This is a genomic window from Variovorax sp. GW821-FHT09D04, assembly GCF_059416405.1.
This window is the reverse complement of sequence record NZ_JBWKPA010000008.1, coordinates 116,884-129,818: the sequence shown is the minus strand read 5'-3', so window position 1 is coordinate 129,818 and position 12,935 is coordinate 116,884. Positions and strand designations below refer to the sequence as shown.

Annotated in this window: 11 protein-coding genes; 8 read left to right on the top strand and 3 right to left on the bottom strand. The window is 67.9% G+C overall.

Annotated features, from left to right (window positions below; genetic code table 11):
- Window positions 1–37: 37 nt before the first annotated feature.
- Genes otsB through otsA form a run of 3 tightly spaced genes read left to right on the top strand, consistent with a single transcriptional unit; the run spans window position 38 to window position 4,130 of the window.
- Window positions 38–829, top strand: coding sequence for a trehalose-phosphatase (gene otsB, locus AC07O4_RS23140; RefSeq protein WP_095948226.1), 792 nt, complete (start codon window positions 38–40; stop codon window positions 827–829).
- Window positions 826–2,748: a glycoside hydrolase family 15 protein gene (locus tag AC07O4_RS23135; RefSeq protein ID WP_492732225.1), complete on the top strand. Its 1,923-nt coding sequence runs from the start codon at window positions 826–828 to the stop codon at window positions 2,746–2,748. Before otsB ends, AC07O4_RS23135 begins: the two co-directional genes overlap by 4 nt.
- Entirely contained in the window at window positions 2,745–4,130 is a 1,386-nt protein-coding gene (otsA, locus tag AC07O4_RS23130) for an alpha,alpha-trehalose-phosphate synthase (UDP-forming) (RefSeq protein WP_495305783.1), read from the top strand. Before AC07O4_RS23135 ends, otsA begins: the two co-directional genes overlap by 4 nt.
- An 18-nt stretch (window positions 4,131–4,148) precedes the next feature.
- On the opposite strand, the gene AC07O4_RS23125 is transcribed toward otsA, so the two are convergent.
- On the bottom strand, window positions 4,149–4,631 hold the full coding sequence (locus AC07O4_RS23125; RefSeq protein ID WP_495305782.1) for an Lrp/AsnC family transcriptional regulator: 483 nt from the start codon (window positions 4,629–4,631) through the stop codon (window positions 4,149–4,151).
- A gap of 141 nt (window positions 4,632–4,772) precedes the next feature.
- On the opposite strand from AC07O4_RS23125, the gene glmS reads away from it, so the two are divergent.
- A complete protein-coding gene (gene glmS, locus AC07O4_RS23120; protein ID WP_070060065.1) occupies window positions 4,773–6,653 on the top strand; it encodes a glutamine--fructose-6-phosphate transaminase (isomerizing) in 1,881 nt (626 codons plus the stop codon).
- 13 nt (window positions 6,654–6,666) lie between these two features.
- Here the strand turns inward: glmS and AC07O4_RS23115 are convergent, their stop codons facing one another.
- Window positions 6,667–7,857 carry a hypothetical protein gene (locus AC07O4_RS23115; RefSeq protein ID WP_495305781.1) on the bottom strand — a complete coding sequence of 397 codons (1,191 nt, stop codon included), beginning with the start codon at window positions 7,855–7,857 and terminating at the stop codon, window positions 6,667–6,669.
- A 290-nt stretch (window positions 7,858–8,147) separates the two neighbouring features.
- Between AC07O4_RS23115 and AC07O4_RS23110 the strand changes: the two genes are divergently transcribed.
- From AC07O4_RS23110 to AC07O4_RS23095, 4 genes are all read left to right on the top strand, one after another.
- The gene (locus tag AC07O4_RS23110) at window positions 8,148–8,831 is read left to right on the top strand and encodes a response regulator transcription factor (RefSeq protein WP_159274070.1); all 684 of its coding nucleotides are present in this window, start codon (window positions 8,148–8,150) and stop codon (window positions 8,829–8,831) included.
- Window positions 8,828–10,201, top strand: coding sequence for a sensor histidine kinase (locus AC07O4_RS23105; RefSeq protein ID WP_495305780.1), 1,374 nt, complete (start codon window positions 8,828–8,830; stop codon window positions 10,199–10,201). The genes AC07O4_RS23110 and AC07O4_RS23105 overlap by 4 nt, the downstream gene beginning before the upstream one ends.
- A gap of 138 nt (window positions 10,202–10,339) precedes the next feature.
- The gene (locus tag AC07O4_RS23100) at window positions 10,340–10,828 is read left to right on the top strand and encodes a tripartite tricarboxylate transporter TctB family protein (RefSeq protein WP_495305779.1); all 489 of its coding nucleotides are present in this window, start codon (window positions 10,340–10,342) and stop codon (window positions 10,826–10,828) included.
- 33 nt (window positions 10,829–10,861) lie between these two features.
- A complete protein-coding gene (locus AC07O4_RS23095; RefSeq protein ID WP_070060062.1) occupies window positions 10,862–12,373 on the top strand; it encodes a tripartite tricarboxylate transporter permease in 1,512 nt (503 codons plus the stop codon).
- Window positions 12,374–12,382: 9 nt separating this feature from the next.
- Here AC07O4_RS23095 and AC07O4_RS23090 read toward each other — a convergent pair whose 3' ends face one another.
- Window positions 12,383–12,895, bottom strand: a complete 513-nt coding sequence (locus AC07O4_RS23090; protein ID WP_095743662.1) for a bacteriohemerythrin — start codon at window positions 12,893–12,895, stop codon at window positions 12,383–12,385.
- Between the last annotated feature and the right edge of the window lie 40 nt (window positions 12,896–12,935).

Here is a 12,935-nt window from a genome sequence, read left to right as displayed (position 1 = left end):
CACGCGCCGCGTGCGAGCCGTGCTATGGTTTTTCCCAATGCCAAAGTCCTCCAGCAGCAACGCCCAGTTGCCACCTCCGCCGGGCCGGGACGCCGCCCTTTTTCTCGACTTCGACGGCACGCTGGTCGGCCTCGCCGCCACGCCTGAAGCCATCGAGGTGCCGCCCGCCCTCGTGCCCCTGCTGAGCGACCTGCGCGACCTGCTCGGCGGCGCGCTCGCCGTGGTGTCAGGGCGCCAGATCGATGCCATCGACCGCTTTCTCGCGCCGCTGCGGCTGCCTGCGGCCGGCGAGCATGGCGTGCAGCGCCGCGATGCCAAAGGCGGCATGCAGGAGCAGCGCCCGCCCGACCTCGTCCCGATCCTGGACGTGGCCAACGAACTCGCGCGCATCCACGAAGGTCTGCTGGTGGAGCGCAAGCACGGCGCCATCGCGCTGCACTACCGGCTCGCGCCGCAGCTGGAGGCTGTGTGCCGCGACGCGATGGCGCGCGCCATCGAAGGCCGTCCGCAGCTCGAGCTCATGCACGGCAAGTTCGTGTTCGAGGTCAAGCCTTCGGGCGTGAACAAGGGCCTCGCCATCGAGGCCTTCATGAACGAAGCGCCGTTCGCGGGCCGCACGCCGGTCTTCGCGGGCGACGACACCACCGACGAGAGCGGCTTCGCCGTCGTGCAGCCGCGCGGCGGCGTCGCGATCAAGGTGGGCGCCGGGCCGAGCCTGGCGCTGCACCGGCTCGAATCGCCGCGCGCGGTCTACGAATGGCTGGTGCAGGCGCGCGACCTGCTGGCCGCGCCTGCCCCCCAGACACCATCACCGAGGAAGCCCGCATGAGCGAACAACAACTGCCGAAGGCTCCGGAGGACCGCGCGGGCGACGCCCTGGCCGGTGCGGCGGGCCCCGACGACCAGGCGCCCGTCGACGCCGCGAAGGTGGCTGCGGCCCCGCCGCGCGGCTTCGCGCCGCCGGCCGAGCCCTCGCTCAATGTCGGCGTGATCGGCAACTGCGCCTACAGCGCGCTCATCGATGCGCGCGCCCGCGCCGTCTGGTGCTGCCTGCCGCGCTTCGACGGCGACCCGGTCTTCAACGCGCTGCTGCACCCCGGCGAGGAGGCCGGCGCCTGGGCCATCGAGATCGAGGACTTCGCTTCCAGCAAGCAGTGGTACGAGCCCAACACCGCCGTGCTGCGCACGCAGCTGTTCGACAGCGCGGGGCAGGGCATCGAGATCACCGACTTCGCGCCGCGCTTTCACAGCCGCTCGCGCTACTTCCGCCCGCTGATGATGGTGCGCCGCGTGCGCCCGATTGCCGGCGCGCCGCGCATCCGCGTGGCGCTCGACCCGCGCTTCCAGTGGGGCGCCTCGGCGCCGACCGAGGTCACGCGCGGCAGCAACCACATCCGCTATGTCGGGCCTGACGTGACCTTGCGGCTGAACACCGACGCGTCGATCTCGCACATCCTGTCGCGCCAGCCCTTCGTGATCTCGCGCGAGTACAACTTCATGTTCGGCGTGGACGAGACGCTGCTCGAAGGCATCGCCGACACCGCGCGCAAGTTCGAGCAGGAAACCATCGCCTACTGGCGCACCTGGAGCAAGCGTCTGGCCATTCCCTTCGAGTACCAGGACGCGGTGATCCGCGCGGCCATCACGCTCAAGCTCTCGCTGTACGAGGACACCGGCGCCATCGTCGCCGCCATGACCACCAGCATCCCCGAGGCGCCGGGCAGTCAGCGCAACTGGGACTACCGCTACTGCTGGTTGCGCGACGCCTTCTTCGTGGTGCGCGCGCTCAACTCGCTGAGCGAGGTGGGCACGATGGAAGACTATCTGCGCTGGCTCGGCAACGTGGTGATCGGCTCGCACGGCGAGCACATCCAGCCGCTGTACGGCATCGGGCTGGAGCGTGAGCTGCCCGAGTCCTTCGTCGAGGGCCTGCCCGGCTACCGCGGCATGGGTCCGGTGCGCGTGGGCAACCAGGCGCAGGAGCACTTCCAGCACGACGTGTACGGCAACATCGTGCTCGGCGCGGCGCAGGCCTTCCACGACCACCGGCTGCTGAGCCGCGCGGGCGTGGCGGAGTTTCCGCACCTCGAAGCCGTGGGTGAGCAGGCGGTGCGCGTGTACGGCACGCCCGACGCCGGCATGTGGGAGCTGCGCACGCGCGCCCGCGTGCACACCAGCTCGGCGCTGATGAGCTGGGCCGCCTGCGACCGGCTCGCCAAGATCGCGCGCACGCTGGAGCTGCCCGAACGCGCGGCCTACTGGCACGGTCATGCGGCACGCATGAAGGAGGAGATTCTTGCCAAGTCGTGGTGCGAAGAGCGCCAGGCCTTTGCCGAAAGCTTCGGCGGGCACGAGCTCGACGCGAGCATCCTGCTGATGGTCGAGGTGGGCCTGATCGACGCGCGCGACCCGCGCTTCATCTCCACCGTCGACGCGATGGAAAAGTCGCTCTGCGACGGCCCCTACATGCGCCGCTACGAAGCGGCCGACGACTTCGGCAAGCCCGAAACCGCCTTCAACATCTGCACCTTCTGGCGCATCGACGCGCTGGCCAAGATCGGCCGCAAGGCCGAGGCGCGGCAGATCTTCGAGACCATGCTCGCCGCGCGCAACCCGCTGGGGCTGCTGTCGGAAGACACGCACCCGGTCACGGGCGAGATGTGGGGCAACTTTCCGCAGACCTATTCGATGGTCGGCATCATCAATGCGGCCGTGCGCCTGTCCGCTCCCTGGGATTCGTGCATATGAGTCGTCTCGTCGTTGTTTCGAACCGCGTGGCCGACCCGCGCAAGCCCGCCGCCGGCGGCCTGGCCGTGGCCCTGGGCGAGAGCCTGCAACAGAGCGGCGGCCTGTGGTTCGGTTGGAGCGGGCAGATCGTCGAGGGCGGGCCCACGGGCGAAGGCGAACTGCACAAGCAGCAGGCCGGCAAGGTGACGCTCGCCACGCTCGACCTGAGCCGCGACGACCACGACAGCTACTACCTGGGCTACAGCAACGACGTGCTGTGGCCGGTGTTCCACAACCGCCTGGACCTGGCGCATTTCGATGCCGGCTTCATCGGCGGCTACCGCCGCGTGAACCAGCTGTTCGCGCGCAAGCTGATGCCGCTGCTGAAGGACGACGACATCATCTGGATCCACGACTACCACCTGATGCCGCTGGCCGCCGAGCTGCGCGCCATGGGCTGCAAGCAGCGCATCGGCTTCTTCCTGCACATTCCGCTGCCGCCGCAGATCATCATCGCGGCCATTCCGCAGCACGAATGGCTGATGCGTTCGCTGTTCTCGTACGACCTGATCGGCTTCCAGGCGCAGCAGGACGTGCAGCACTTCGAGCACTACGTGCGCAACGAGGCCCACGGCGAATACCTGGGCAACGACATGTACCGCGCCTACGGGCAGACGGTGCGCTGCAACGCCTTCCCCATCGGCATCGACGTGGACGAGTTCGCGGCGCTCACGCACGCCAAGGAATCGCGCGACATGTACGAGACCATGAAGCGCGAGTACTCGAGCCGCCGGCTGCTGCTGGGCATCGACCGGCTCGACTATTCGAAGGGCATCCCCCAACGCGTGCGCTCATTCCGCGAGCTGTTGGCCAACTACCCCGAGAACCGGCGCAGCGCCACGCTGATCCAGATCGCCTCGCCCACGCGCGAGACCGTCGACGCCTACGCCGGCATCCGCAAGGAACTCGAATCGCTGTGCGGCGCCATCAACGGCGACTACGGCGAACTCGACTGGATGCCCGTGCGCTACATCCACCGCATGGTGGCGCGCCGCCGTGTGCCCGGCCTGTGCCGCGCGGCGGCCGTGGGGCTGGTGACACCGCTGCGTGACGGCATGAACCTCGTGGCCAAGGAGTACATCGCGGCGCAGGACCCGGCCGACCCCGGCGTGCTGGTGCTGTCGCGTTTCGCGGGCGCGGCCGAGCAGTTGAAGGAAGCGCTGCTGGTGAACCCGTACGACACGCACGGCACCGCGGAGACGGTGCAGCAGGCGCTGCAGATGCCGCTGGAAGAGCGACGCGAGCGGCACCAGAAACTGCTGTCGCGCATCCGGGCGCAGGACATCCATTGGTGGCGGCGCACCTTCCTCGAGGCGCTGCGCGAGGCGGCGAGCGAACGCTGATCGCGCACAGAACCAGCGTCAGCCCAGCGGCATGCGGGCCCCGAACTTCGCGCGCTTGAGGCTGAAGAACGCCTTCACGTTGCGCACGTTGGCGTCGGCCGTGAACAGCCGCTGCGTCAGCGCGCCGTAGCCGGGCATGTCGCGCGCCACCACCACCAGCACGAAATCGGGCCCCGGCGACACGCGCCAGCACTGCTGCACGGCGTCGTCCGCGATCACGCGGGCCTCGAAGGCGTCGAGCGCGGCGGCGTCCTGCCGGTCGAGCGAAATCTCCATCACCGCCTGCAGGCCGTGGCCCAGCACCGTGGCGAGGCGGTCGGGCGAGAGCAGGGCGACCTGGCGCTCGATGAGTCCTTCCTGGCGCAGGCGCTGCACGCGGCGCAGGCAGGTCGGCGGCGAGATGCCCACCTCGGCGGCCAGGCGCTGGTTGGTCTGCGAGGCGTCGTTCTGGAGCGCGTCGAGCAGCTTGAGGTCGATGGCGTCGAGAGAGATTGATTCCATATGAGTTGAAATTATGGAATAAAACTCTATCTACAGGTTTGAGTGAAATAAAACTCCAAAACTGTGGAAATTTAGACGCCATATTTCTCGAAGGGCTCCCTACCATCGAGCCCTTCTGTTCTTCAAGACAAGGTACACCCCATGTGCGGCATCGTCGGCGCAGCCTCCCATCGCGACATCGTTCCGGTCCTGGTCCAGGGCCTTCAGCGGCTCGAATACCGCGGCTATGACTCCTGCGGCGTCGCGGTGCATGCGGGCGGCCTGAGCCGTGCGCGCACCACCTCGCGCGTGGCCGACCTGCTGACGCAGGTGCGCGACGACAAGGTCGAAGGCCTCACCGGCATCGCCCACACGCGCTGGGCCACCCACGGCGCACCGGCCGTGCACAACGCGCACCCCCACTTCAGCCACGGCGTCGGCGCCGACGCGCCCGCCGCGCGCCCGGGCCGCATCGCGCTCGTGCACAACGGCATCATCGAGAACCACGAGCCGCTGCGCGCCGCGCTCGAGGCCAAGGGCTACGTGTTCGAGAGCCAGACCGACACCGAGGTCATCGCCCACCTCGTCGACAGCCTCTACAACGGCGACCTGTTCGAAGCCGTCAAGGCCGCCGTGCTGCAGCTGCACGGCGCCTACGCCATCGCCGTCATCTGCCGCGACGAACCGCAGCGCGTGATCGGCGCGCGCGCCGGCTCGCCGCTGATCCTGGGCGCCGGCAAGGACGGCACCGAGAACTTCCTGGCCAGCGACGCGATGGCACTGGCCGGCGTGACCGACCAGATCGTGTACCTCGAAGAAGGCGACGTGGTCGACCTGCAGCCGGGCAAGTACTGGATCGTCGACAAGAACCACAAGCCCGTCACGCGCACCGTGCGCACCGTGCACGCCCACAGCGGCGCGGCCGAGCTGGGCCCGTACCGCCACTACATGCAGAAGGAAATCTTCGAGCAGCCGCGCGCCATCGGCGACACGCTCGAAGGCGTGGAAGGCATCGTGCCCGAGCTGTTCGACGGCATCGGCCAGGACGGCGCCACGGGTGCGAGCGCGCACCGCGTGTTCCAGGACATCGACAAGATCCTCATCCTGGCCTGCGGCACCAGCTACTACAGCGGCTGCACCGCCAAGTACTGGCTCGAGAGCATCGCGAAGATCTCCACCCAGGTCGAGATCGCCAGCGAGTACCGCTACCGCGACTCCGTGCCCGACCCCAAGACGCTGGTCGTCACCATCAGCCAGTCGGGCGAAACCGCCGACACGCTGGCCGCGCTCAAGCACGCGCGCTCGCTGGGCATGGAGCAGACGCTGACCATCTGCAACGTCGCCACCAGCGCCATGGTGCGCGAGTGCAAGCTGGCCTACATCACGCGCGCCGGCGTCGAAATCGGCGTGGCCTCGACCAAGGCCTTCACCACCCAGCTCGCGGGCCTGTTTCTGCTCACGCTGGCCATCGCGCAGTCCAAGGACCGCCTGAGCGCGCTCGACGAAGCGCGCTACCTGAAGGAAATGCGCCACCTGCCCGTCGCGCTGCAGTCGGTGCTCGCGCTCGAGCCGCAGATCATCGGCTGGGCCGAAGACTTCGCGCGCAAGGACAACGCCCTGTTCCTGGGCCGCGGCCTGCACTACCCGATCGCGCTCGAAGGCGCGCTCAAGCTCAAGGAAGTGACCTACATCCACGCCGAGGCCTACGCCGCCGGCGAACTCAAGCACGGCCCGCTCGCGCTCGTCACCAGCGAGATGCCCGTGGTCGCCGTGGCGCCGAACGACGCGCTGCTCGAAAAGCTCAAGAGCAACCTGCAGGAAGTGCGCGCCCGCGGCGGCGTGCTCTACGTGCTGGCCGACGGCGACACGCAGATCGCGAGCGGCGAAGGCCTGCACGTGATCCGCATGCCCGAGCACTACGGCGCGCTGTCGCCGCTGCTGCACGTGGTGCCGCTGCAGCTGCTGGCGTATCACACGGCGTGTGCGCGCGGGACGGATGTGGACAAGCCGCGGAATCTGGCGAAGAGTGTGACGGTGGAGTGAGGGGCGAAAAAGGCTACTTCGCGTAGTCTTTCCCAGGCGTCGATGCCCGATTGATGTCGGCGTCCCGCAGCGTGAAGTTGCGTTGAACGATCTTCATGCCTTCTTCCCACTGCGAGGGCGCGTTCTGGGATGCGGCAGTGCATGCGAGCAGCTGCGCGCCGATCGACACGGGATGCAGGTCATCGATCTGCGCAGCGGCCAGATCGTGGGGGCGGCGGTCTGCCTTGCCGTGCTTGCCGCCGTCCTGCCCACGGTAGGTGTAGAAGCGCACGATGTCTCCCTTGTTCAGGACACCGGGTGTGCCGTCCTTGAACGGGTCGTTGGCCCGTTCCACGTGGCTTGACGAGTACGAGTCCTGCACGGTGTGAAACAACGCGCCCAGCGCGATCTGGCGCACGAGCTGCGGGTCGCCGTCGTCCAGGCCTGTGAACAACAGGGCGACGGTGCGTGGGCCGTCGCTACCGAATGCGAGACTGAAGTCGTGCTGCATCTGCGTGCTGAGCAGTGCGCGCACATCTTTCAGCTTTGTACCCGGCGGGATGGATCCGTCGGCCACCCGAAGGGCGAACTCAGCCCACATCAGGATGCGCTTGCGCGTCTCCCTCGCCGTCAGTGGCTTGGGATCGTTGCGGGCCGAAGGTGCCATGGCATGCAGGAACTGGTGCTCGTGGAAGTGGCTCGCATAGTTCGAGTTGTTGTATTCCATGTAGTTGTTCCCCGTCATCCAGAGAGCCCAGCTCACCCTGGACACGGCCTCGTGGGTCATGTGGCAAGGGTCGTCGTTCCAACGAACACCCGACTGCATCGGCTTGAGCACGTCGGCGAAGGCCTGGTTGCCTCCGAACATGCCTATCACCGAGCACGCTTTGGAAACTGCCCCCTTGTGGCAGCACAGGCCATGGCTGAGCCGGGGTTGCGCCGCTTGCCGGACGAAGGCCTCGACCTTCTCGCGACTGGTGGTGCATTGCATGCGGTCGGCGTTCGCTGCCGCCATCTCGATGGAGGCCTGGGTCATGTCCTCGTGGATGGGGTCGCCGAACTGGAGTTGGTGAGGCTCTTCGTCGAGCTTGGCGTTCAGGTTGCCCGGTGCCTTTGCGCGAAGCTCATCGAGCTGGCCCTGGAAGCCCATCTTGAATGCGTGCGCCTGCAAAGCGCAGAGCGCGAGGGTGCACGCGATCAGCGCACGCTCTGTCGTTCTTCCCATATGAACCTCCCTGTGTTGATGGAAGCTCAACATCGCAGACGGCTTTTGCGCCCGCAATCAGATAAACGTGTGACGCGACCGCGTTGCGCGGGTCCAGCGTTCGCAGAGCAGGACCGCGCGGCCTTCATGGACAAACGGTAATGAAGCGCAGGCTTTTCCCGCTTCCACCTGGGCTAGGATTCATGTCGCAGCCCCTGCATCCCAGGGGCACAACCTGAGTCCAAGCGCACCGCCATCCATGGGTATTTCTTGCCGTGGCCGCACCGACTGACGTGCTCGGCCCCACCGTCATCTGGAACTGCCTCATCGTCGAGGACGACGCCGACAACGCGCGCTACATCGCCGAAGGCTTCCGCTCGCTCGGCCATGTGGCGGTGATCAGCCGCGACGGCGCCGATGCGTTCGCGCGCGCCACGGGTGAGACGTGGGACCTCGTCATCCTCGACCGCATGCTGCCGAACGACGTGGACGGCCTGTCGATCCTCACCACGATGCGCGCCCTCGGCAAGAAGACGCCGGTGCTGGTGCTCAGCGCATTGAGCGCGCTCGACGAGCGCGTGCGTGGGCTCAAGGCCGGCGGCGACGACTACCTGGCCAAGCCCTTCGCCTTCTCCGAACTCGCGGCGCGCGCCGAGGCGCTGGTGCGCCGCTCGCGCAGCGGGCCCGAGATCCGCACGCTGCAGCTGGCCGACCTCACGCTCGACCTGGCGCGCCGCCACGTGGAGCGCGGCGGCCGGCCCATCGCGCTGCAGCCGCGCGAGTTCAGGCTGCTGGCCTATCTCATGATGCATCCGGGCCAGGTGGTCACGCGCACCATGCTGCTCGAGGCCGTGTGGGACTACCAGTTCGACCCGCAGACCAACGTGATCGACGTGCAGGTGAGCCGTCTGCGCGGCAAGCTCGATGCGGGCGGCGCGCCGACGCTGATCCACACCGTGCGCGGCGTGGGCTACACGCTGGCCGCGCCGCAATGACCCGGGCCCTGCGCCAGCTGTGGCGCTCGGTCGGCTTCCGGCTCGCCTTCTACTACGGACTGCTCGTCGCGATCACCATGCTGGCCGCGTTGGCCATCGTCTACATGCAGACCGTCGGCGTGCTGCAGCAACGCATGGTGCGGCAGGTGGCCGCCAGCATGCAGCAGCTGGTGGTGCGCTACGAAGCGCGCGGCGCCGAAGGCGTGGCGGGCGAGATCGCCCATGCGCTTTCCGACGGCCGCAACTCCGACAACGAGATCTACCTGCTCACCGACCGCGAAGGCCACAAGCGCGCGGGCAACCTCGACCAGATGCCCTCGCTGGCGCCCGACGCCGGCGACGGCGTGCACCGCCGTGTGGTGCGCGCGGGCCAGACCGTCATCGCCTACCTCGTGATGCGCCCGCTGCCCGACGGCGGCATGCTCGTGGTGGGGAACGACCTGCGCGACCAGGAGTCGATCGAATCGCTGGTGGCCAGCGCCAGCGCGGCGGCGGGCATCGTGGCGGTGCTGCTGCTCATCGGTGGCACCTTCGTCTTTCGCCAGGAGCTGGAGCGCAGCGTGGGCGCGGTGCGGCGCACGGCCGCGCGCATCGCGGCGGGCGAGTTGCAGGAGCGCGTGGCGCCCTCGGGCCAGGAAGACGAGTTCGCGCTGCTGGAAGGCGACATCAACGCGATGCTCGACCGCATCCAGTCGCTGATGGACGGCGTGCGCCATGTGTCCAACACCATCGCGCACGACCTGCGCACGCCGCTCACGCGCGTGCTGGTGCGCCTGCGTGCGGTAGAGGCGGGGCTCGGCGACGCCCACCATCCGCAGCGCGAGCCCGTGGCCACCGCCATCCGCGAGCTCGAGGAGCTGGCGGTGATGTTCGAGAAGCTGCTGCAGATCGCCGAGGTCGAGGCCGGCGCGCGGCGCCAGCAGTTCGCGCCGGTGGCGCTGCACGTCATCGCCGACGACGTGGCGGAGCTGTACGAGGCGGTGGCCGAGGTGCGGGGCATCGCGCTGCTGCGCGAGCCGGCCGACCGCGCCATCGCGCTCGGTGACCGCGACCTGCTCGCGGGCGCTGCGGTCAACCTGCTCGACAACGCGCTGAAGTACGGCGGGGCCGGCGCCACCGTGCGCATCGGCACGCACACGGTCGACGGGCGTGCGCAGCTGTTCGTGCAGGACGACGGCCCCGGCATTCCGAGCGCCGAGTACGAGCGCCTGGGCGTGCGCTTTCACCGGCTGGACCACAGCACGCCGGGCCACGGCCTGGGGCTCGCGAGCGTGCAGGCGGTGGTGGCGCTGCATGGCGGGCGCCTGCAGTTCGGCGATGCCCGCCCGGGCCTGCGCGCCTGCATCGACCTGCCGACGGCGGACGGCTGAGCGGCGCCTTCACCGTCTTCTTGCGCCTCGAACATTGCCGAATGGCAATGCTTTGTTCATACACACCGCCGCGCTGAATTCCTAGGATCGCTGACGCACATCCTGTGCCGATCAACGCAGTTCCAGGAGACATCAACGGTGAGAATCAAGAGTCAGAGAGACTTCTGCTCGGGCGTGCTTTTCAGCGCCTTCGGCGTGGCCTTCGCATGGGGCGCCACGACCTACAACGTGGGCACCGGCGCCCGCATGGGCCCCGGCTACTTTCCGCTCATCGTGGGCATCCTCATCGCGTGCATGGGCGTGCTGATCACGTTCAAGGCCCTCACGGTCGAGACCGGCGACGGCGAGCCCGTGGGCCGCATCGCATGGAAGCCGCTGCTGTTCATCATCGGCGCCAACCTGATCTTCGGCGTGCTGCTCGGCGGCCTGCCGAGCATTGGCCTGCCGTCGATGGGGCTCATCGTCGCGATCTACGCACTGACCTTCATCGCGAGCCTGGCGGGCGACAGCTTCGGCTGTAAGGGCGTGACCCTGCTGGCGACCGTGCTCGCGCTCGGCAGCTACCTGGCCTTCGTGGTGGCGCTGAAGCTGCAGTTCCAGGTGTGGCCCACCTTCATCGCCGGCTGACCCGCGCAGAACAACAAGAAATCCAAGAGAACAATGGACCTGATTACCAACCTCTCGATCGGCTTCGGCGTGGCCTTCACCGCGCAGAACCTTGTCTATGCCTTCGTCGGCTGCCTGCTGGGCACGCTGATCGGCGTGCTGCCGGGCATCGGCCCCGTGGCCACCATCGCGATGCTGCTGCCCGCCACCTACGCGCTGCCGCCCGTGTCGGCGCTGATCATGCTGGCCGGTATCTATTACGGCGCGCAATACGGCGGCTCGACCACCGCGATCCTGGTGAACCTGCCGGGCGAATCGTCGTCGGTGGTGACCGTGATCGACGGCTACCAGATGGCGCGCAAGGGCAGGGCCGGGCCGGCGCTCGCCGCGGCGGGCCTGGGCTCGTTCTTCGCGGGCTGCGTCGGCACCTTGATCCTTGCGGCCTTCGCGCCGCCGCTGACCGAGCTGGCCTTCAAGTTCGGCCCGGCCGAATACTTCTCGCTGATGATCCTGGGCCTGATCGGCGCGGTGGTGCTGGCCTCGGGCTCGCTGCTCAAGGCAATCACGATGATCCTGCTCGGACTGGCGCTGGGCCTCGTGGGCACCGACGTGAACTCGGGCGTGGCGCGCTACAGCTTCGACATTCCCGAGCTCACCGACGGCATCGGCTTCATCGCGATCGCGATGGGCGTGTTCGGCTACGGCGAGATCATCGCCAACCTGGCCGTGCCCGAGCATGAGCGCGAGGTGTTCACCGCCAAGGTCAAGGGCCTGTGGCCCACCAAGGAAGACTTCCGGCGCATGACGCCCGCCGTGCTGCGCGGCACCGCGCTGGGCTCTGCCCTGGGCATCCTGCCGGGCGGCGGCGCACTGCTGTCGGCCTTCGCGGCCTACACGATCGAGAAGCGCATCAAGCTCAAGCAGGGCGAGGTGCCCTTCGGCAAGGGCAACATCCGCGGCGTGGCGGGGCCGGAGTCGGCCAACAACGCCGGCGCGCAGACCTCGTTCATTCCGCTGCTGACGCTGGGCATTCCGCCCAACGCCGTGATGGCGCTGATGGTCGGTGCGATGACCATCCACAACATCCAGCCGGGCCCGCAGGTCATGACCAGCAACCCGGAACTCTTCTGGGGCCTGATCGCCTCGATGTGGATCGGCAACCTGATGCTCATCGTGCTGAACCTGCCGATGATCGGCATCTGGATCAAGCTGCTGACCATTCCCTACAAATGGCTCTTCCCGTCGATCGTGCTGTTCTGCGCGGTGGGCGTGTACTCCGAGAACAACAACACCTTCGACGTGTGGATGGTCGCGATCTTCGGCATCGTGGGCTACCTGTTCCTCAAGCTCAAGTGCGAGCCCGCGCCGCTGCTGCTGGGCTTCATCCTCGGGCCGATGATGGAAGAGAACCTGCGCCGCGCGCTGCTGCTGTCGCGCGGCGACTGGAGCGTGTTCGTCATGCGTCCGCTGTCGGCGGGGCTGCTGGCCGCGGCGGCGCTGCTGCTCATCGTGGTGCTGCTGCCTTCGGTGAAGGCCAAGCGCGAAGAGGCTTTCGTCGAGGAGTGACGCGGCGCGTCACCCGCCGAACAAGCGCCGCATCCAGCCCATCTTGACCTGCCCCGCGGCGCCGCCTTGCTGCACAGCCTTGCGCACCTGCGCGTGCACCAGCACTTCCGCCGACGAATCCGTGGTGTGCAGGTGCGCCTTCACGGTCGGCACGTACGCGCCGTCTTCATGGCGGATGTGGTTGAACAGCCAGCGCGAGAGCATGTCGTGCAGCTCGGCCAGCACCTCTTCGCCGTGCTCGAAGCGCGTGCGGAACTCGGTGACGCGGCGCACGAAGATCTCGTGCACCTTCCGGTGCGGGCCCGTGAAGGGGTAGCCCGCATCCTCGATCATGGCCTCCTCGAACGCGAAGTGCGAGGCGGTGTAGTCGATGGTCTCCTCGATGATCCGGCCCACGACCTGGCGGTCGTTCGTGCGGCGGGCGTCGTCCAGCGCATTGATGTACTGCACGATGCGCTGGTGCTGCGTGTCGATCTCATGGATCCCCGTATTGAGCTCGGTCTTCCATACAAGGTGGGCCATGGTCTTCAGAACTTTGCAGGTGGATGTAAAAGTCCAGTAT

Coding starts and splice junctions, on each gene's coding strand:
- otsA (WP_495305783.1), top strand. CDS start 2,745: ATGAGTCGTCTCGTCGTTGTTTCGAACCGCGTGGCCGACCCGCGCAAG.
- AC07O4_RS23095 (WP_070060062.1), top strand. CDS start 10,862: ATGGACCTGATTACCAACCTCTCGATCGGCTTCGGCGTGGCCTTCACC.
- AC07O4_RS23125 (WP_495305782.1), bottom strand. CDS start 4,631: ATGGAATCAATCTCTCTCGACGCCATCGACCTCAAGCTGCTCGACGCG.
- AC07O4_RS23090 (WP_095743662.1), bottom strand. CDS start 12,895: ATGGCCCACCTTGTATGGAAGACCGAGCTCAATACGGGGATCCATGAG.
- AC07O4_RS23115 (WP_495305781.1), bottom strand. CDS start 7,857: ATGGGAAGAACGACAGAGCGTGCGCTGATCGCGTGCACCCTCGCGCTC.
- otsB (WP_095948226.1), top strand. CDS start 38: ATGCCAAAGTCCTCCAGCAGCAACGCCCAGTTGCCACCTCCGCCGGGC.
- glmS (WP_070060065.1), top strand. CDS start 4,773: ATGTGCGGCATCGTCGGCGCAGCCTCCCATCGCGACATCGTTCCGGTC.
- AC07O4_RS23105 (WP_495305780.1), top strand. CDS start 8,828: ATGACCCGGGCCCTGCGCCAGCTGTGGCGCTCGGTCGGCTTCCGGCTC.
- AC07O4_RS23135 (WP_492732225.1), top strand. CDS start 826: ATGAGCGAACAACAACTGCCGAAGGCTCCGGAGGACCGCGCGGGCGAC.